This is a genomic window from Rhodococcus sp. 66b, from assembly GCF_002076325.1.
In the GTDB taxonomy this organism is placed as follows: Bacteria; Actinomycetota; Actinomycetes; order Mycobacteriales; family Mycobacteriaceae; genus Rhodococcus_F; species Rhodococcus_F erythropolis.
In genome coordinates this window covers 242329-261168 of record NZ_MUZB01000008.1, presented here as the reverse complement: position 1 = coordinate 261168, position 18840 = coordinate 242329, and the positions used below count along the sequence as shown (strand labels likewise).

The following is an 18840-nucleotide window of genomic DNA, read 5'->3' as shown; positions in this document are numbered from 1 at the left end:
CCGCGAACTGCTCAGCCCAGATGGCTGTTGGTCCAGTCGACCCATCCGACTCGCAGTTCCTCGGTTCCGACGCCGAGGACCGCTCGGATCCGCGAGTCGAGGTCTTCGGCCGTCATCTTTCCGGAGGCGAGGGCGCGAAAGAGGTCGGTCAGCTTCGCCTCGCCGAATCGATCAGCGATATACGCGTTGATAGACCACGCCGATTCGTACGCCAGTGAACTCACGACCGGGACACCGCCGAACTGTGTGTCGTCCGGAAACTCTGTCGGAGTATCGCCGGAGCGGACCGCTGCTGCCAGAGTCGGCGCGATCTCACCCCAGGCCCGCGAGGATCCACGATTTCCCGCGTATTCGGCGAACCCTTCCAACACCCACATCGGCGACCCGTCACGGGTTTTCGATCGGGCGGCTATGTGCATGAGCTCGTGGCGCAACACCGTTCGCCTGGTGATGTCGGTCAGCCTCGAAGCCGCGGCAGGTGAGAAGACCACCCGCTGGCCGCTCACGTCGGAAGACCCGTCCGCCGTTGCATCCGCGACCGACACTGCGGCAATCGAAGCGCCGTCGTGATGGGAGCCGACCAGTGCGGTGAACTCCTCCGCGGACCCCGCCACCATGAGCACCGCGCGCTCGGACCACCACGGCCCCCACAACTGCGTCGTGTTCTCGATGGCTGAGTCCACATCGGCCGCCAAAGCGTCGACGAACGCCTGCTGACCCGGGTGACCGATCACGAGTGCATTGCCCGCGGTATTTTCGGCGACGGCCAGCGGCCCGAAGTCCCAAGGGCCGTTCCAGGATTCGCCCGCCGTTCGGGCTCCGTCCAGTCCGACGATCGACCCGTCCGCAAGAACCGACCACTGATCGCCGCGTTTCGCGAGCGTCATGGACACTGCCTTGCGAGTGGGCAATGCGTCAACGCCGTCGAGGGCGTATCGCAACAGGACCTGCGCATTCCAGACCTCGACGTCTCCGTCCGGTGCACCGGTTCGCGGCGCCGGTGTCAGGCCGCCGCTGGGAATCTCGTATCCCCAGTCGGCAAAGTCGAGCGCTCCCGCAGCGGTGGCTCGTCGAACTTCCGCTTCGAGCACACCGGGTGCCGCAGCACTGTCGACGAACTTCGCCAGCCCCGACGGATCGTCGGACATCTGCGCCGCAGCCCATGCATCGAGAAATGCTTGTACCTGCGCGGTGCGTTCGGCGTCCTGCTCACTGGCCACATTTTCGTCGGAATCGGACCTGTTCGTCAGGAAGATCGTCAAACCGAGCACGAGCACCACGGCAACGCCGAGCGCCACGAGGGCTGGATACTCCCAACGGCGTGGTCGATCTGCGCCGACGTCGGGCGTCGTCATCGGTTCAGTCGGCACGGTGCCGAGTGTAGGAGAACTCGACTCGACGCTTCACGGCGGCTGGCCACACGCCGCTCGGGCGCAGCAAGCCGTCAGTAACGACGCGCAGTGGAGAACTCCATGCCTGCCATCGACTGAACCTTCACCGGTACGCCGAACGTCGACGCATGCAGAATGTTTCCGTCGCCGGCGTAGATACCGACATGCGAGTTGTCGCTGTAGAAAGTCACGACGTCACCGGGCTGTAGTTGGTCCCTCGACACCGGTACGCCGCCCTGCGCCTGCGCCTGGCTCGAACGCGGCAGAGTCTTCCCGATTTGCTTGTAGGCCCATACGACCAGACCTGAGCAGTCGAACTCGTTCGGGCCGGTCGCGCCCCAGACATACGGGTCACCGATCCGCGTGAGGCCTGCCTGCAGAGCAGCAGCACCCGAACCAGGCGTCAAGTTAGCTAGAATTTTGCTGAGATCGACGTCCGGCGGGAATGGCGTACCGCTCAGTTGGTTACGCTCGTCGTCGGTGAGGCTCTGGAAAGCTTTGGTCACGTCGGCGATCTGCGTCTGCAGTTCACTCTGCTTGCGCTGCAAATCGTCACTGAGTGCGCGGGCTTGATCGGCGGCGGTCCGCGCTTCTTCGGCCGAACGCTTCGATGCTTCCGAGGCGGCACGCGCTTCGGCAGTGGCTTGGTTGAACTGTGAGACCTGCACTGCCGCGTCGTTGGAAATCACGTCCAGCGCGGACATCTGATCGAGCAACTGCTGCGGCGAGTCGCTCACCATCAACGCAAAGAGGCGATTGGTCCGCGCACCCTGGTAATTCGCTGTGGCAATACGGTTTACCGCCGGAGCGAACTCGGCGACACGTGCCGAAGCCGCGTCGAGAAGACCCTGATCGGCTGCCGAACGCGCGTCCGCATCATTCGCGACCGCCAGCTTCGCGTCGAGGTCGATCTGTGCGTTGTGCAGCGCTTCGTTGGTCTGCTCGGATACCCGGGAGAGTTCACCGAGCTTGTCGAGCGCCTCGGTGGGGTTGGTGATGACGGGGTCGGCACCGGCCTGCATCGAAGGCCCTGCGACGAGTCCGAACGCCAGCACTCCCACTGTCAATGCGGCGCGTACTCGACTGTTGTTTTTCGATGAAACCACGGAATGCAACTCTCCGTCTCGGTGAAGCGACGTCGACCGGGACCGGTCGACGATCTGTTAGCTGGCTGTCAACTATCCACAGTACCTGTCTCGGCCGCGCAATGTCTCGATAAGGTTACGGAACGGCATACGTTTGTGTCTACTCGCCGGTAGGCGTGTCGGGGTGAAGTACCGGGCGAATTGTCGCGAAACGAAAATGTGGGCCTCGAATCAAAGATTCGAGGCCCACATTCGAAGATCCGGAGCTCCCCCGAGCTCCGCCGCCTTGCAGCGGCGGATCGTTCCGACCGTCTACCGGAGACAGCCGTCGAGCGTGTTCAGAAATCAGTAACGGCGAGCACCGTCGTACGGCATCGAGGACACCGGTGCGAGCTTCACGGGCTGACCAGCGGTCGACGCGTGGATGACATTGCCGTTGCCGGCGTAGATGCCCGAGTGCGATCCGCCGTAGAAGGAGATCACGTCGCCGACCTGAAGATCGGACTGTGAAACGGCAACGCCGGCTGCGGCCTGGTCGTAGCTCGTGCGAGGCAGGTTCAGACCAGCCTGCTTGTATGCCCACTGGACCAGACCGGAGCAGTCGAATGCGTCCGGGCCCGATGCGCCGTACACGTACGGGGAGCCCAGCTTGCTCTCTGCGGCGCGAACTGCCTGCTCACCAACACTGGAGATGGGAGCGGCCGGAGCGGCCGGTGCGATGTCGGTGATGCCCGGGATGACCGGCAACTGAGGAATAGAAACGCCCGGAACCTCGAAGGTGCCGACGCCGGGGATGGTGATGGGGTCTGCCGAGGCAGGTGCAGCGGTTGCAGCAAATGCTCCGACTGCGAGCGCGCCGGCTACTGCCAACTGCGCTGAACGCTTGAAACTCTGTGACGCCACTTAAGGGGTGCTCCATTTCTTCCATTCATCCGCCGACCGAGTTAGCTGACGGGTTCGGGCTGGGAAGATCAGCCCTACCCGCGTGGTCCGCAGCGATCATGCGTGCTGCACCCCAGGCGGGATTCACCCCAGTGGAAACTTGGGTTCCCGGTTCGGGTTCCTCGCGGAGATCCCGATTAGGCGGTTCCTGACGATGCCGGTCCTGTTTGGTCCGGCAAGACTTCGTTAGGTCTCAGGAAGGTTACGAAATGATCGCGACGATGTCGACCGCTTCGTGACAATCGCGCCCGATTCGCCGGAAATCATGCTGCCGCGCCCGCGATACGCCGGACGGGTCACGAAGAGATAACAACAGGTCTGTTCGGCGAGGCTCACCTGGCCCGCAAACCTGCGCTTGCTACCCACTGGCAAGGGTCACCAAACCCGACAATCCGATCTTCCATGCAGTTCAACGCCGATTACTTGAAACTAGAACCCGTTTCGATCAATCAGGCGGTTTCGGCGACTGATCGCCGTAGCAACACCCTCACGAATCGCCCTACCGGTAAGTAGGTAGGAGTCCGCATTCGCGAGTTCCCACCGCAAGTGTGATCCTCGTCTCTCGTACTTTTGTCGGGGGTCAATCCGTTGCTTTCCCAATGGAAGTCGGAGTGAGCCGGGTTCCGCGTATGCACTCTCGAATTCGTGTCGGGGGGTCCTTCTACTGTCTGCGGTGTGAGTCCCGCCTCGGCCCGAGAATTTCCGTCTCCGTCCCCGTTCTCCGACGGGGAGAAGTTCGACGTCGGGCGGCAACTGAGCTTCGACGAGCTGGACACACCGCTGAGCGAAACGACGTTCGTCGTCGTCGACCTCGAGACCACAGGTGGAAGCGCCGACCAGGACTCCATCACCGAGATCGGCGCCGTCAAGATCCGCGGTGGCGAAGTGCTCGGTGAAATGGCAACACTCGTCGACCCCGGCCGATCGATTCCGCCGTACATCGTCGAACTGACCGGAATCACCACCGCCATGCTGATCGGCGCACCTCCCATCGAACGTGTCCTACCCGCTTTTCTCGAATTCGCCGAGGGTGCGGTGCTGGTGGCACACAACGCGCCCTTCGACATCGGCTTCCTCAAAGCAGCGGCGTCACGCAGCGCACGCCCGTGGCCGTCGTTCCGTGTGCTGTGCACTGTGAAGCTCGCCAGACGCGTGCTCACCCGCGACGAGGCGCCTTCGGTCAAACTCTCCGCACTCGCCCATCTCTTCCAGGTGACCACCCAACCGACGCACCGCGCGCTCGACGACGCGCGTGCGACCGTCGACGTCCTACACGGGTTGATCGACAGAGTCGGGAACCAAGGCGTCCACAGTTACAGCGAACTCGTCGACTACCTGCCCAACATTTCCTCACATCAGCGGGCAAAACGGTCCTTCGCCGCAAACCTGCCGCGAAGCCCGGGTGTCTACCTTTTCCGAGGCCCTTCGGACGAAGCCCTCTATATAGGAACTGCTACCGACCTTCGACGCCGCGTCCGCAACTACTTCACCGGTTCGGAGACCCGCGGCCGGATGAAGGAAATGGTCGCGCTCGCCACCCGTGTGGACCACGTCGAGTGCGCCCATGCGCTCGAGGCAGGGGTGCGTGAACTACGCCTACTGAGCGCGCATGCACCCCCGTACAACCGTCGCTCCAAATTCCCCAAAAGAGGATGGTGGATCACTCTCACCGACGAGGCGTTTCCCAGACTGTCCGTGGTTCGCACGCCTACGGCCGATTCGATCGGCCCGTTCACCTCTCGCGGCGACGCAGTCGAAGTCGCCGACACCGTCGCAGAGTTCAGCCGCCTACGCACGTGCACCAAACGGCTCGGGCGCGGCGCCGTTCACGGCCCTGACTGCCCCGCTCGCGAACTGGGGGCGTGTCCCGCCTCCTGGGCACCGGAACTCACTGCGGAGGACTACGCGGCCGCCCCTGAGACTGTGCGTGGATTCTTCCGGGGAACCAACGACGCTCCCCTCCAACAAATGCAGGCGCGAATAGACGAGCTGTCCGCACACGCGTTGTTCGAGAATGCTGCTCGTCTGCGTGACCGAACGGTCGCAGTCTCTACCGCAGTGCGGCGCACTCAGCGACTCGCAGCAGTCGCGGCGATCGAACAACTAATTCTCGCCCGTCCCACCGGGGACGGCGGCTGGGAGCTGTCGGTGATCCGTTCCGGACGTCTCGCGTCCGCCGGGCTCGCCAGACGTGGAACTCACCCGATGCCCGTCGTCGACGCCATCACCGCGGCCGCCGAAACCGTCCTACCGGACGACGCACCGTTCCGCGGCGCGTCACCCGAAGAACTGGGCCTGATCGCACGGTGGCTCGCATCGGACGGTGTCCGAATCGTGTCGGCGACATCCGGCTACGTCGAACCTGCGGGCGGCGCCGGCAAGTGGGAAGCCTGGTGCCGACTCGCGCGGGCCGGTACCGAATCCGAACATCGATGACGTAACGACGGAGCGGCACCCCTAAGCTCGATCGAAACCACCGGGTCATCACAACCCACCGGGAAATCGAGGAGAGAAATGATCAACGCCATCGTCATGATTCACGCCGAGTCCGCTCGGATCCCGGAAACCGCGCAGGCCGTCGCCGACCTGTCCGGAGTGACGGAGGTCTACTCGTGCGCAGGTGACGTCGACTTGATCGCCATCGTGAAGGTACGTGACCACGCCCAGATCGCCGACGTGGTCACCGGAGGAATCAACAAGGTGCCCGGCGTTCTCCGAACCGCCACACACATCGCCTTCCAGTCATTCTCCAGCGCAGACGTCGAGGCCGGTTTCTCGCTGGGCGAGTAGCTCGTCGATCAGGCTTGGTCGGCCAGTTCGGCGGTGAGTGCCGCCCACTTGTGAAGCAGTTCAGCGCCGGCGCCGCTGTCGATCGCGGCAGCGGCTGCAGTCATCCCGGCGGAGATCGCACCCTCGAGATCGTCACCGACACCGTTGAACGCCGCGATGGCCGCTCCCGCGTTCAGCAAGACCGCGTCCCGGACCGGCCCCTTCTGTCCGGAAAGCAGCGTTCGGGCGACGGTGGCGTTGAATTCGGCGTCTCCTCCGCGCAACTCTTCGAGAGGAACGCGGTCGATTCCGAGGTCGCGCGGATCCAGCGTGACAGTTCGCACACTTCCACCGCCGACGATGTGAACCGTCGAAGTCGTCGATGTGGTCAGTTCGTCGAGTCCGTCGTCTCCGCGCACCACCAACGCCGAATTACCGCGCTGCGCAAGGACTCCCGCGACGACCGAGATCAGCTTCGGAAATGCGCACCCGATCAGCCCGGCACGCGGACGAGCCGGATTGGTCAGTGGACCGAGCACGTTGAATGCCGTCGGGATGCCGATTTCCTTGCGAGGCACCGCCGCAAAGCGCAGTGCGGGATGGAAGACCGGCGCGAAACAAAAGCCGATGCCGACCTCTTCGACGCACCTCGCAACCTGCTCCGGGCCGAGGTTGATGCGAACGCCGAGCGCCTCGAGTACATCGGCGCCACCACTCTTGGACGAAGCAGCGCGGTTGCCGTGCTTGACAACTCGCACACCGGACGCGGCAACCACGATCGAGGCCATCGTCGAGATGTTGACCGTGTTGGAGCGGTCGCCACCCGTGCCGACGATGTCGACCACGTCGGAATCGACCGGCACGCGCCGGGAGTGTTCGAGCATCGCGCCGGCGAGCCCTTCCAACTCCGCGGGGGTTTCGCCCTTCATCTTCAGCCCGACGCCGAAAGCGGCGATCTGAGCGGAAGTGGCATTGTCCGACATGATCTCGCCCATCGCCCACCGACTGTCGGCTTCCGACAGATCACTGCCGTCCGTGAGCAGACCGAGAATCATCGGCCACGACCGCACCACTGCACTCGAATCGACGTTCACGGCGTTGGATGCGTCGGTGCCGGCCATAGTGCCTTGGTCCCCTGTCGTTCATGTGGGCTGGATTTCGAACTGTCGTTTCGTGCTGTCGTTTCGTGCTGCCATTTCGTGCTGCCATTTTGTGCTGCCGATGACCCTCGCAGCCTAGTCAGTGAGGTAGCAAGGAAACCGAATAGGGCCGCTCAGGTCTTTCGGCGACCGCGTTTGGGCGTCGCCTCCGCAAGAATCGGGGGCTGGAGCGCGTCCCACCCGGCGACGGAACCACCGAGTCGCTGCGCCAGACCGGCCATTCGTGATCGCTCCTGGGAGCAATGCAGGGCGTCGAGGATTTGGACACGCTCGAAGATGACGCGAACCGAATTCTCGACCGCCTGAGTCACGTCCTCGGGCCGACTCGCGCCTCGCACATATCCGTCCTGAGCGACGATGTTCTCGGCATCGGCAACCGAGTCCTCCGGCAGGTCGAGATGGTGCCGCAGAACCACTTCGGACTCCGCCCGAAACTCCGGCTCGGTGGAGCCGGCACGTTCGAGAGCGGTCGAACTCGCCTCGGCGTCGTCGAAGCCCTCGGCAACGACGACCAGATCCGACCGCGCCGCGTCGAGCGGCGTCGGAATCTTCGTGCCGAAAATTCTCAGGAACCACGGTCTACTCTTGTGTGTAGCTGCCATCGCGCCAGCATATTCCGACCACGCCACCAGCGCGTTCGCCGCCCGATCCCGCGAACTCGAGCCGAGCGACGCGCCGATGGTGGACCCGAGTGGTCGTCTCTTACGACGAAGCGTCATACTTCTGTCTGTGACGAGCGCAGTAGGGACTTCAGGATCGGCAATCACCCAACGCGTGCACTCGCTGAACCGGCCGAATATGGTCAGCGTTGGCACCATCGTGTGGTTGTCAAGTGAGCTCATGTTCTTCGCAGGGCTCTTTGCCATGTACTTCGTGGCACGAGCTCAGGCGAACGGAAATTGGCCGCCGGAGCCAACCGAATTGAACCTGTATCTGGCCGTGCCGGTGACCTTGGTGCTTATCGCATCTTCGTTCACCTGCCAGATGGGTGTCTTCGCGGCTGAGCGTGGCGACGTCTTCGGACTTCGTCGCTGGTACACCATCACCTTGATCATGGGGGCGTTCTTCGTCTCCGGCCAGGGTTACGAGTACTACCACCTTGTGCACGAGGGCACCACGATTTCGAGCAGCGTGTACGGCTCGGTGTTCTACATGACCACCGGCTTCCACGGTCTGCACGTCATCGGCGGTCTCATCGCCTTCGTCTTCTTGATCGCACGTACCCGGGTCAGCAAGTTCACGCCCGCCCAGGCCACCGCCGCGATCGTTGTTTCGTACTACTGGCACTTTGTCGACATCGTGTGGATCGCGCTGTTTGCCACGATTTATTTCATCCGTTAATCAGCTGTACGCCCCAGGCAGCCCCTGACGTCCAGTTCCGTCCCGACATACCAAAGGGATACAGATGAGTTCATCCCCCCCTCCCGCATCCGATAACTCAGCGAATGCCGCGAAGTCGCGTCGCCAGCGGAAAATCCGCCGGCGCGTTACCGGCGCGCTCGTATTGATGATGGGATTGATCAGCGCAGGTTTCCTCGCTTCGGCGTTGACACCAGCTCCGCAGGTTGCGACCGCCAGCGACGATTCAGCAGCCCTGATTCGTGAAGGCAAGCAGCTCTACGACACGTCATGCATCACGTGCCACGGCGCGAACTTGCAGGGCGTGCAGGACCGCGGTCCCAGCCTCATCGGCGTCGGCGAAGCAGCCGTGTACTTCCAGGTCTCCTCTGGTCGTATGCCCGCAGCTCGCAACGAGGCCCAGGCTGCACGCAAGGACCCCAAGTTCGATGCTGCGCAGACCGACGCCCTCGGCGCTTTCATCCAGGCCAACGGCGGCGGCCCGACGCTCATCCGCGACGAGAACGGCGAAATCGCCCAGTCCTCGCTGCGCGGTGGCGACATCGGACGCGGCAGTGAGCTCTTCCGGCTCAACTGCGCGTCGTGCCACAACTTCACCGGCCGCGGTGGCGCACTGTCCTCGGGCAAGTACGCCCCGGTCCTGGATCCGGCCAGCGAGCAGCAGATCTACGCTGCCATGGTTACCGGCCCCCAGAACATGCCGAAGTTCTCGGATCGTCAGCTGACGATCGAGGAGAAGAAGGACATCATCGCCTACGTCAAGTCGTCGGGCGAGTCGAAGGACCCCGGTGGGTACGGGCTCGGTGGCCTCGGTCCGGCCTCTGAGGGTCTCGCCATGTGGGCCGTCGGAATCATCGCTGTCGTCGGTGCAGCATTGTGGATCGGAGCAAGGTCATGAGCGACGCTGGCCAGCATGGCGGCGATACGCCTAAGAAGTACACAGATGAAGAGCTCGACGCGATGTCACGCGACGACCTGGTCAAGCTGGGTACCAATCTCGATGGCGTCGATGTCGTCTACCGCCGTGATCGTTGGTCGGTAAAGGGCACCAGGGCGGAAAAGCGCGCCGAGCGCAACGTCGCCTTCTGGTTCGGCCTCGCCGGCGTTTCGGCGATCGCATTCATCGCGATCTACCTGTTCTGGCCCTGGGAGTATGCAGGTGCCGGTGACGAGAACTACGGCAAGTACAGCCTGTACACCCCGCTGATCGGCTTGACCATGGGTCTGGCGATCCTCGGCGTCGGCATCGGTGCCGTTCAGTTCACCAAGAAGTTCATCCCCGAAGAGGTCTCGATCCAGGACCGCCACGACGGTGGATCCACCGAGGTCGATCGTCGCACGATCGTCGCCGAGCTCGGCGACACCCTCGATACGTCCACCCTCCCCCGCCGCAAGGCCATCAAGCGCAGCTTGATGTTCGGCGGTGGCGCTCTCGGCGTCATGATGGTCATGCCTCTCGGTGGACTCATCAAGAACCCGTGGGCCAAGGGCGACGACTCACCCCTGTGGGTGTCCGGCTGGACCCCGAACTACCCGGGCGAGACCATCTACCTGCGTCGTGACACCGGCCGTCCCGAGGACATCGTCCTCGTTCGCCCGGAAGATCTCGATGCCGGTTCGATGGAAACGGTCTTCCCGTTCCGCGAGTCCGACCGTGGCGACGAGCACGCTCTGCTCGCAGCACTGCGCGGCATTCGTAACTCGGTGATGCTCATCCGCCTCCGCACGGAAGACACCGCGCGTGTCACCAAGCGCAAGGGCCAGGAGAGCTTCAACTACGGCGATTACTTCGCGTACTCGAAGATCTGCACCCACCTGGGTTGCCCCACCTCGCTCTACGAACAGCAGAGCAACCGTATTCTGTGCCCCTGCCACCAGTCGCAGTTCGACGCACTGACCTACGGCAAGCCGATCTTCGGTCCCGCTGCTCGCGCACTTCCGCAGTTGCCTATTACAGTGAACGAAGAGGGCTTCCTGGTCGCCGACGGTGACTTCATCGAAGCACTCGGCCCGGCATTTTGGGAGCGTCGACCGTGACCACAACAACAACCAAACCGTCCAAGATCAGCGCGGCAGCGGCTGGACAAGCGGAGGCTATGGACTCCCGCTACCACCTCGCCGCAGGCATGCGCCGGCAAATCAACAAGGTCTTCCCGACGCACTGGTCCTTCATGCTCGGCGAGATCGCGCTCTACAGCTTCGTGATCCTGCTGATCTCCGGTGTGTTCCTGACACTGTTCTTCGATCCGTCGATGGCACACGTCGTCTACCAGGGCGCGTACCAGCCGCTTCGCGGTGTCACGATGTCTCGCGCCTACGAGACGACCCTGAACATCTCCTTCGAGGTGCGCGGCGGTCTCTTCGTTCGCCAGATTCACCACTGGGCTGCACTGATGTTCGCGGCGTCGATCATCGTTCACCTCGCTCGCATCTTCTTCACCGGCGCATTCCGTCGTCCGCGTGAAGCGAACTGGGTCATCGGCTGCCTGCTGCTCATCCTGGCGATGTTCGAAGGCTTCTTCGGTTACACCATCCCCGACGACCTGCTCTCGGGCACCGGCCTCCGCGCCGCCTTCGGTGGTATCACGATGAGTATCCCGATCGTCGGTACCTGGATGCACTGGCTGATCTTCGACGGCGACTTCCCCGGCGACCTCATCATCCCGCGTCTCTACGTCGCTCACGTGCTGCTGTTCCCGGGCATCATCCTGGCTCTGATCGCCGGCCACCTCGCGTTGGTCTGGTACCAGAAGCACACGCAGTTCCCCGGCCCCGGCCGTACGGAACAGAACGTAGTCGGCGTCCGCATCCTCCCGGTCTTCGCAATGAAGGGTGGCGCGTTCTTCGCCATGACCTTCGGCGTGCTCGCACTGCTCGGTGGTCTGTTCCAGATCAACCCCGTCTGGAACATCGGTCCGTACAACCCGTCACAGGTCTCGGCAGGTTCCCAGCCCGATATCTACATGATGTGGACGGACGGCCTTGCTCGACTGTGGCCGGCGTGGGAGATCTACCTGTTCGGCCGCTACACGATCCCCGCTGTGTTTGCCGTCGCCCTGATCATGGGCCTCGTCTTCGCACTGTTGATCGCGTACCCGTGGATCGAGAAGCGTCTCACCGGAGACGACGCTCACCACAACATCCTGCAGCGCCCGCGCGACGTGCCGGTCCGTACCGCTATCGGTGCGATGTCCATCGCGTTCTACCTGGTGCTCACGATCTCCTGCATCAACGACATCATCGCGTACCACCTGCACATCTCGCTGAACGCAATGACGTGGATCGGCCGTATCGGCATGGTCATCCTTCCGCCCATCGCGTACTTCGTGACGTACCGGTTCTGCATCGGCCTGCAGCGCAGTGACCGTGCAGTCCTCGAACACGGCATCGAGACCGGCATCATCAAGCGGATGCCGAACGGCCAGTACATCGAGATCCACCAGCCGCTCGGCCCCGTCGACGAGCACGGACACCCGATCCCGCTCGAGTACCAGGGTGCTGCTGTCCCGAAGAAGATGAACAAGCTCGGCCTCGCCGGCAAGCCCGGTAGCGGTAGCCTGATCACCGCTGACCCAGTCGAGGAGAGCGAGGCTCTCGAAGCCGCTCATCACGAAGCTGAGCACGAGCAGCTTCAGATCCTTCTGGACTACCAGAACCGAACCAACGGCAAGTCCGATGGTTCGAGTGGAGAACTCCACTAAGAACGACAGTTGACCAGTGAGGCCCCGAACCGGATTCCGGTTCGGGGCCTCACTCGTTCTCTGAGCGATTCAATATGTACAAACCTCTAGTGAGTTCACCACTCCCCCGGTTCGACGTCTGAGCGCCGACAACAGCGGGCACGACGCCTTGCTAAACCTCGAGCACAGTTGAATAGTGCTCCACCGTCGGGAACGGCTCGTAGAAGTGGTGGAGAAGTTCTCGCCACTTCTCGTATCCCGTGGACTGACGGAACCCGATGGTGTGGGACTCCACGTCTTCCCACTCGACGAGCAGGAGATATCGCTCCGGCGATTCCAGGCAGTGCGAGAGTCGCAGCCTGATGAATCCGGGGACCTCGGAGATGATGGTTCGGGCCACATCGAACGCGGCCTCGAATCGCGCTGACTGCGACGGATCGACCTGCAGGACGGCATGTTCGAGGATCATCTACGGAGTGTTGCACGTTCTCGGGAGTCCCCTCGAGGCGTTGCCGCCTGGTGAGATACTCGGACCATGACATCCCATGCACGCGGCACCTTCGAGATCGATCTCCGCCCCGCCGATCCTGAGCTCTCCGGACGCGTCGGGCGCTTCGAGTTCGACAAGACGTTCATCGGCGGCGTCGAAGGAACATCGACCGGACTCATGCTGTCCGCGGGCGATCCGACAACCGGTGAAGCGGGCTACGTCGCTTTGGAGTTTGTCACCGGGCAGGTCGACGAAGCTGTGGGATCGTTCGCCCTGCAGCAGTTCGGTCAGATGATCAACGGAACGCAGAAGCTGCTGTACGAGATCGTGCCGGGGTCCGGAACCGGCGAGCTGAAGGGCATCTCGGGCACTCTTGAGCTAGAGATCGTCGACGGTCTGCACCGCTACGACCTCGAATACTCGCTCCACGATTGACAAAGAGCGGTTGGGTAATCGGCACCCTCGTACCGCAACTCGCAGATACGACAACAGAGGCGCCGTACCCGGGTGGGTGCGGCGCCTCTGTTGGAGTGCGGGTGAAACTAGTGCTTCTCGGGTCCGGTGTAGTACTCGAACACCAGGCCTGCGGCTGCGGCGAGCACACAGACAACTGCGACTGCGATGAGCCACGGCTGGAAGTACGCCAGCGACACTGCCGCGAGTGCAGCGGCGGCGGCAAGCAGGATCGGCCAGAAGCTACCCGGGCTGAAGAAGCCCAGTTCTCCTGCACCATCCGAGATTTCTGCGTCGTCGTAGTCCTCGGGACGGGTGTCCAGACGACGGGCAACGAAGCGGAAGTAGGTACCCACGATGAGCGTCAGACCTGCAGACAGGACGATGGCCGTCAGTCCGGCCCACTCGATACCTGTGCGTGACAGAGCGGTGAACACTCCGTAGATGATCGCGACGAGAATGAAGAACATCGTCAGGATCTCGAAGAGCTTGGCTTCGATCTTCATATCAGCACTTGTCCTTGTTCAGTGAAGAGGCTGGCCGGCTCAGTTGCCTGCAGTGGCGACGGTTGCCTGACGGTACTCGCGGTCGGTGTTGAACGGCGTGGTCGACGTAGCCACCGGCGACTGACCGATTGCCTGCAGGGCCTCGGCGGTCGTCAGACCACCCTTGCCCTCCGCGTCACCCTTGCGCAGTTCGATGTACTTGGCGAAGTCCTCGGGCGAAACCGCACGAACCTCGAAGTTCATCATCGCGTGGAACGTGCCACACATTTCTGCACAACGCCCGACGAACGCGCCTTCCTTCTCGATCTCACTGATCTGGAAGATGTTGTCCGAGTGGTTCTCCTTGGGGTTCGGGAGAACGTCGCGCTTGAACAGGAACTCAGGCACCCAGAAAGCGTGGATGACGTCCGAGGAAGCGAGTTCGAACTGGATCCGCTTGCCGGTGGGCAGAACGAGGATCGGGATCTCCTGGCTGGAGCCGACAGTCTCGATCTTGTCGTAGTGCAGGTAGCTCAGGTCCTCGGTGCTGTTGCCGTGGATCGGGCCGGGAACTTCTTCGCCGTGATCGTTGACAGTGGAGCCCTCGGCCTTGGCAGCCTCTTCGGCTTCGACGTCGATGCCGTTGTACTTGGCACTGCCGTCACCAAACTCGATGGAGCGGTAGCCGAACTTCCAGTTCCACTGGAATGCCGTGACGTCTACGACGACGTCAGGGTTGTCCGTCTTGTCCAGAACATGGTTCTGGACGATGACGGTGAAGTAGAAGAGAACCGCGATGATGACGAAGGGAACTGCCGTGTAACCGAGTTCGAGAGGCACGTTGTATGCCGTCTGACGCGGGAATTCCGGCGAGTCCTTCTTCTTGCGGTGGAAGATGACGGCCCAGAAGACCAGCCCCCACACCAGCACACCCATGACGAGGGCGGCTACAACCGACCACGTCCACAGCTCACGCATGCGCGTCGCCTCCGGGGTGATGCCCGAAGGCCACCCGAAACGAAGCACTTCGTTGTCGATGGAGCAACCCGACAGCAGCAAGGCAGCAATGCCCAGAGATACTGCCAGCCCCGCTCGCCGAAGGATCCGACCTTGCGCCACGTTCACGCCTTCCTGATCGCCACAAAATTCAACTAGGGCATGCCCGGAGGGAAGGCCCAATTACTACGCAGCGTAGACCAAAGCCGGGCGCTATCCATCCTCGGGTCCTCGCCCGTGTCGCGGTGGACGTCACACAGCTCTCTCAGGTGCTGCTCAGGAACGGCTCAGGTCGTTTCGGCGACGCACATCACGTCGATTCGTTCCGCCGCGATCGGCAGGGACGTCGATCTGCGGCATACTTTCGACAAGAGTTCGTTGACCTCTCCCCGACACTCGTGTCCGGGAGCCTTCTCTACAAAAATTCTGAATCGAGGAACCGGACGCTGTGTGTGGACTGCTCGGGCTACTGACATCTGGCGGAACCAGCGAGGCCGCCGTCTCGCGGGTCGACCAGGCGATGCATTGCCTTCGTCACCGCGGGCCGGACGAACACGGGACGTGGAACGACGACCACCTCGTCTTCGGGTTCAACCGCCTGGCGATCATCGACATCGCTCATTCCCACCAGCCGCTGCGTTGGGGCCCGCCGGAGAACCCGGAGCGTTATGCGCTCACGTTCAACGGCGAGATCTACAACTACCTGGAGATCCGCGCCGAACTGGTCAAGGACCACGACGCCAAGTTCTTCACCGAGGGCGACTCCGAGGCCATCGTCGCTGCATTCCACTACTGGGGTGAGGATGCGGTCCGGCGCCTACGCGGAATGTTCGCGTTCGCGATCTGGGACACCGACACACGCGAGCTGTTCATCGCGCGCGATCCGTTCGGGATCAAGCCGCTGTTCATTGCTACCGGCGCCGGCGGCACCGCGTTCGGCAGTGAGAAGAAGAGCCTGCTCGAACTCACCGATCTGATCGGCATCGGTACCGAGCTGGATCCGCGCGCCATCGAGCACTACACCGTTCTGCAGTACGTACCGGAGCCGGAAACACTGCACAAGGAGATCCGACGCCTGGAGTCGGGCAGCTTCGCTCGGGTCCGTCCGGGCGAGGAACCCACGTTCACGCGGTACTTCACGCCGAAGTTCCCGGCCAAGCCTTTTGCACCTGGCACCGAGAAGGCGCGCTACCAGGAAATCGCCGAGGCACTCGAGGATTCGGTCGCCAAGCACATGCGCGCCGACGTCACCGTCGGTTCATTCCTGTCCGGTGGTATCGACTCCACGGCGATCGCGGCGCTGGCGATGCGCCACAACCCCAACCTGATCACCTTCACGACCGGTTTCGAACGTGAGGGCTATTCCGAGGTCGACGTCGCTGCAGAATCTGCCGCGGCGATCGGCGCGAAGCACGTCGTCAAGGTGGTCTCCCCCGCCGAGTTCGCCGCTGCCATTCCCGAGATCGTCTGGTACCTCGACGACCCGGTAGCCGATCCGGCATTGATTCCGCTGTGGTTCATCGCCAAGGAAGCCCGCAAGCACGTCAAGGTCGTGCTGTCCGGCGAGGGTGCCGACGAGCTGTTCGGCGGTTACACGATTTACCGTGAACCGTTGTCGCTCAAGCCTTTCGAGTACCTCCCAAAGGGATTGCGTCGGGCTGCGGGCAAGTTGTCCGAACGCATCCCGGACGGTACTCGCGGCAAGAGTCTGCTCAATCGCGGTTCGTTGACCCTCGAGGAGCGCTACTACGGCAATGCTCGTAGCTTCAACGACGCTCAACTCCGCGCCGTCCTTCGCGATTTCCGCCCCGAGTGGACTCACCAGGACGTCACCGCGCCGATCTACGCGCAGTCACGGGACTGGGATCCGGTTGCCCGGATGCAGCATCTCGACCTGTTCACCTGGCTGCGCGGCGACATCCTCGTCAAGGCCGACAAGATGACGATGGCCAACTCGCTGGAACTGCGTGTGCCGTTCCTCGATCCCGAGGTCTTCGACGTAGCGTCACGCGTGCCGCTCGATCAGAAGATCACGAAGGACACAACCAAGTATGCACTGCGTCAGGCCCTGGAAGGCATTGTGCCGCACCATGTTCTGCACCGTGCGAAGCTCGGGTTCCCGGTTCCCCTGCGCCATTGGCTGCGCGGCACCGAACTCTTCGACTGGGCACATCTGCAGATCGAGGAGTCGGGTACCGACCACATCTTCGACAAGCAGGCCGTCGTGAAGATGCTCAACGATCACCGTGAGGGCGTTTCCGACCACAGTCGACGCCTGTGGACCGTGCTGACGTTCATGGTCTGGCACGGGATCTTCGTGGAGAAGCGCATCGTGCCGCAGATCCAGGAACCGGTGTACCCGGTCAACATCTAGGCCTTCGGCCCCGTGAGTGGTCAGGGAGTCTCCGAACTCCTCAACCACTCACGGGGCGGAGTCCTACTTCGGCAGGATCGTCGCGATCTCGTCCGCAGCCGCACTGCCGTATGCGTCGGTAAGGCGCTTGAGGGCCTCGTCGCGATTGAACACCCACTCCTGTGTTCCCACGGTCTCGAGGATCAGCACAGCGACCAAAGATCCCAGCTGTGCGGCGCGCTCGAAGCTCAGGCCAGCGCCGTGTGCGAGCAGGAACCCGGCGCGGAAGCCGTCGCCAACGCCCGTCGGATCCACCTTGCCGGTCTCGGGCACTACGTCGACGCGCACCCAATTACCTTCGGCGTCAACAATTTCCACACCCTTGGAGCCGAGGGTGGTGACACGGATGCCGACCTGCGCGCGGATCTCTTCCTCGCTCAGACCAGTCTTCTGCTGAAGCAGACCCCACTCGTACTCGTTGGTGAACAAGTACTTCGCACCGTGAATGAGCGCCTTGGCCTCGTCACCGGACAGGCGAGCAAGCTGCTGCGACGGATCCGCTGCGAACGGGATTCCGAGCAGACGGCATTCGTCGGTATGGCGAACCATCGCCTCGGGGTCGTTGGCGCCGATCAGCACCAACTCGACTGCGCCCGCAGTCTTGGCCACTGCCGCGAGTTCGATCTCGCGGGCCTCGCTCATCGCACCGGGGTAGAACGACGCGATCTGCGCCATGTCCTCGTCGGTGGTGCACACGAAACGCGCCGTATGCGCCTTGTCCGAGATACGGACCGCGCTGCAGTCGACGCCGTTGTCCTCCAGCCACGTGCGGTACTCGGCGAAGTCGGCACCGACTGCGCCGACGAGTAGCGGGGACCCACCGAGCACGCCCATGGCGTAAGCGATGTTGCCGCCGACACCACCGCGGCGAATCACGAGATCGTCCACCAGGAAACTCAGCGAAACGTGGGCGAGCTGATCGGCGAGGAGCTGATCGGCGAAGCGGCCGGGGAAGCGCATCAAGTGGTCGGTGGCGATGGAACCGGTTACCGCAATAGTCACGGATCGTGGCCTTTCAGCGAAGTGAGTACAAGAATGAAAGAGGAGCAAAAGTTCACGTTACCGCCCGTAGCGCCGTCATCGGCGCCCGAGCCGTCAGATCGGAACGGTCTACGTACGAGTCACCACAGACAACTGACGCGAAACCGAATGTCGGTTCCGCGTCAGTTGTTTGTGAATTGAGTTGTGATCGACAGACTCAGTTGAACGAGTCACCGCAGGCGCAGGAGCCTGTTGCATTGGGGTTGTCGATCGAGAAGCCCTGCTGCTCGATGGTGTCGAGGAAGTCGATGGACGCACCTTCGACGTACGGCGCGCTCATCCGGTCGACAACCAGGTTGACGCCGTTGAAGTCGACGGTGAGGTCACCGTCGAGCGTGCGGTCGTCGAAGAACAGCTGGTACTTCAGTCCGGCACAGCCGCCGGGCTGCACTGCGATACGCAGCGCGAGGTCGTCGCGACCCTCCTGATCGAAGAGTGCCTTCGCCTTGGCGGATGCGGCCTCGGTCATCTTGACGCCGTGGGTGGCGGTCTCGTTCTGCACAGTCATGGGCTCTCCCTAATGTTCGTACCAACCCGTGAACGCTTCAACGGTACGCCGCTGCCGACTTATTCCCG

The 18840-nt window shown here is 62.7% G+C and carries 18 protein-coding genes and 1 riboswitch; of the genes, 8 read left to right on the top strand and 10 right to left on the bottom strand.

Features of this window, described 5'->3' with window-relative positions; translation table 11 throughout:
• Positions 1-11: 11 nt before the first annotated feature.
• The 3 genes from B0E55_RS17370 to B0E55_RS17360 all read right to left on the bottom strand — a co-directional run bounded on the left by B0E55_RS17370 (position 12) and on the right by B0E55_RS17360 (position 3379).
• The gene (locus tag B0E55_RS17370; RefSeq protein WP_223257793.1) at positions 12-1370 is read right to left on the bottom strand and encodes a hypothetical protein; all 1359 of its coding nucleotides are present in this window, start codon (positions 1368-1370) and stop codon (positions 12-14) included.
• A 74-nt stretch (positions 1371-1444) separates the two neighbouring features.
• Positions 1445-2497, bottom strand: a complete 1053-nt coding sequence (locus tag B0E55_RS17365; protein WP_020969878.1) for a C40 family peptidase — start codon at positions 2495-2497, stop codon at positions 1445-1447.
• A gap of 324 nt (positions 2498-2821) precedes the next feature.
• A complete protein-coding gene (locus tag B0E55_RS17360; RefSeq protein WP_019748904.1) occupies positions 2822-3379 on the bottom strand; it encodes a C40 family peptidase in 558 nt (185 codons plus the stop codon).
• Between the two features lie 14 nt (positions 3380-3393).
• Positions 3394-3572, bottom strand: a riboswitch (cyclic di-AMP (ydaO/yuaA leader).
• Positions 3573-4093: 521 nt separating this feature from the next.
• Here B0E55_RS17360 and B0E55_RS17355 point away from each other — a divergent pair.
• Entirely contained in the window at positions 4094-5854 is a 1761-nt protein-coding gene (locus tag B0E55_RS17355) for a DEDD exonuclease domain-containing protein (RefSeq protein WP_189637300.1), read from the top strand.
• A gap of 78 nt (positions 5855-5932) precedes the next feature.
• The gene (locus tag B0E55_RS17350) at positions 5933-6208 is read left to right on the top strand and encodes an Lrp/AsnC family transcriptional regulator (RefSeq protein ID WP_003941677.1); all 276 of its coding nucleotides are present in this window, start codon (positions 5933-5935) and stop codon (positions 6206-6208) included.
• A gap of 8 nt (positions 6209-6216) precedes the next feature.
• On the opposite strand, the gene trpD is transcribed toward B0E55_RS17350, so the two are convergent.
• Both trpD and B0E55_RS17340 read right to left on the bottom strand, forming a co-directional pair.
• Complete coding sequence (gene trpD / locus B0E55_RS17345) at positions 6217-7308, bottom strand: anthranilate phosphoribosyltransferase (protein WP_020908099.1); 1092 nt, start codon at positions 7306-7308, stop codon at positions 6217-6219.
• A 152-nt stretch (positions 7309-7460) separates the two neighbouring features.
• On the bottom strand, positions 7461-7949 hold the full coding sequence (locus B0E55_RS17340) for a hypothetical protein (RefSeq protein ID WP_037120408.1): 489 nt from the start codon (positions 7947-7949) through the stop codon (positions 7461-7463).
• Between the two features lie 127 nt (positions 7950-8076).
• Here B0E55_RS17340 and ctaE point away from each other — a divergent pair, with 127 nt between their 5' ends.
• The 4 genes from ctaE (at position 8077) to qcrB (ending at position 12407) form a co-directional block, all read left to right on the top strand.
• Positions 8077-8688, top strand: coding sequence for an aa3-type cytochrome oxidase subunit III (ctaE, locus tag B0E55_RS17335; RefSeq protein ID WP_020908101.1), 612 nt, complete (start codon positions 8077-8079; stop codon positions 8686-8688).
• Positions 8689-8752: 64 nt separating this feature from the next.
• A complete protein-coding gene (gene qcrC, locus B0E55_RS17330; protein WP_020908102.1) occupies positions 8753-9604 on the top strand; it encodes a cytochrome bc1 complex diheme cytochrome c subunit in 852 nt (283 codons plus the stop codon).
• A complete protein-coding gene (qcrA, locus tag B0E55_RS17325) occupies positions 9601-10743 on the top strand; it encodes a cytochrome bc1 complex Rieske iron-sulfur subunit (RefSeq protein ID WP_020908103.1) in 1143 nt (380 codons plus the stop codon). The genes qcrC and qcrA overlap by 4 nt, the downstream gene beginning before the upstream one ends.
• Positions 10744-10802: 59 nt before the next feature.
• Positions 10803-12407, top strand: coding sequence for a cytochrome bc1 complex cytochrome b subunit (gene qcrB, locus B0E55_RS17320; protein ID WP_044480654.1), 1605 nt, complete (start codon positions 10803-10805; stop codon positions 12405-12407).
• Between the two features lie 151 nt (positions 12408-12558).
• Here qcrB and B0E55_RS17315 read toward each other — a convergent pair whose 3' ends face one another.
• A complete protein-coding gene (locus tag B0E55_RS17315) occupies positions 12559-12855 on the bottom strand; it encodes an antibiotic biosynthesis monooxygenase family protein (protein ID WP_020908105.1) in 297 nt (98 codons plus the stop codon).
• A 66-nt stretch (positions 12856-12921) separates the two neighbouring features.
• Between B0E55_RS17315 and B0E55_RS17310 the strand changes: the two genes are divergently transcribed.
• Complete coding sequence (locus B0E55_RS17310; RefSeq protein ID WP_020908106.1) at positions 12922-13311, top strand: DUF3224 domain-containing protein; 390 nt, start codon at positions 12922-12924, stop codon at positions 13309-13311.
• A gap of 107 nt (positions 13312-13418) precedes the next feature.
• Here B0E55_RS17310 and B0E55_RS17305 read toward each other — a convergent pair whose 3' ends face one another.
• Both B0E55_RS17305 and ctaC read right to left on the bottom strand, forming a co-directional pair.
• Complete coding sequence (locus tag B0E55_RS17305; RefSeq protein WP_003941723.1) at positions 13419-13835, bottom strand: cytochrome c oxidase subunit 4; 417 nt, start codon at positions 13833-13835, stop codon at positions 13419-13421.
• A gap of 39 nt (positions 13836-13874) precedes the next feature.
• Entirely contained in the window at positions 13875-14939 is a 1065-nt protein-coding gene (gene ctaC / locus B0E55_RS17300; RefSeq protein ID WP_019748910.1) for an aa3-type cytochrome oxidase subunit II, read from the bottom strand.
• 319 nt (positions 14940-15258) lie between these two features.
• Between ctaC and asnB the strand changes: the two genes are divergently transcribed.
• Positions 15259-17184, top strand: a complete 1926-nt coding sequence (asnB, locus tag B0E55_RS17295) for an asparagine synthase (glutamine-hydrolyzing) (RefSeq protein ID WP_070796867.1) — start codon at positions 15259-15261, stop codon at positions 17182-17184.
• 63 nt (positions 17185-17247) lie between these two features.
• Here asnB and B0E55_RS17290 read toward each other — a convergent pair whose 3' ends face one another.
• Together B0E55_RS17290 and B0E55_RS17285 are read right to left on the bottom strand one after the other, a co-directional pair.
• The gene (locus tag B0E55_RS17290) at positions 17248-18225 is read right to left on the bottom strand and encodes a carbohydrate kinase family protein (RefSeq protein ID WP_003941700.1); all 978 of its coding nucleotides are present in this window, start codon (positions 18223-18225) and stop codon (positions 17248-17250) included.
• 196 nt (positions 18226-18421) lie between these two features.
• Entirely contained in the window at positions 18422-18772 is a 351-nt protein-coding gene (locus tag B0E55_RS17285) for a HesB/IscA family protein (protein ID WP_007730053.1), read from the bottom strand.
• Positions 18773-18840 lie beyond the last annotated feature (68 nt).

Bases quoted from the DNA above. Each gene is read 5' to 3' on its own strand.
- B0E55_RS17285 (WP_007730053.1), bottom strand. From the start codon at position 18,772: ATGACTGTGCAGAACGAGACCGCCACCCACGGCGTCAAGATGACCGAG.
- qcrB (WP_044480654.1), top strand. From the start codon at position 10,803: ATGGACTCCCGCTACCACCTCGCCGCAGGCATGCGCCGGCAAATCAAC.
- qcrC (WP_020908102.1), top strand. From the start codon at position 8,753: ATGAGTTCATCCCCCCCTCCCGCATCCGATAACTCAGCGAATGCCGCG.
- B0E55_RS17305 (WP_003941723.1), bottom strand. From the start codon at position 13,835: ATGAAGATCGAAGCCAAGCTCTTCGAGATCCTGACGATGTTCTTCATT.
- trpD (WP_020908099.1), bottom strand. From the start codon at position 7,308: ATGGCCGGCACCGACGCATCCAACGCCGTGAACGTCGATTCGAGTGCA.
- B0E55_RS17350 (WP_003941677.1), top strand. From the start codon at position 5,933: ATGATCAACGCCATCGTCATGATTCACGCCGAGTCCGCTCGGATCCCG.
- B0E55_RS17340 (WP_037120408.1), bottom strand. From the start codon at position 7,949: ATGGCAGCTACACACAAGAGTAGACCGTGGTTCCTGAGAATTTTCGGC.
- B0E55_RS17310 (WP_020908106.1), top strand. From the start codon at position 12,922: ATGACATCCCATGCACGCGGCACCTTCGAGATCGATCTCCGCCCCGCC.
- B0E55_RS17315 (WP_020908105.1), bottom strand. From the start codon at position 12,855: ATGATCCTCGAACATGCCGTCCTGCAGGTCGATCCGTCGCAGTCAGCG.
- qcrA (WP_020908103.1), top strand. From the start codon at position 9,601: ATGAGCGACGCTGGCCAGCATGGCGGCGATACGCCTAAGAAGTACACA.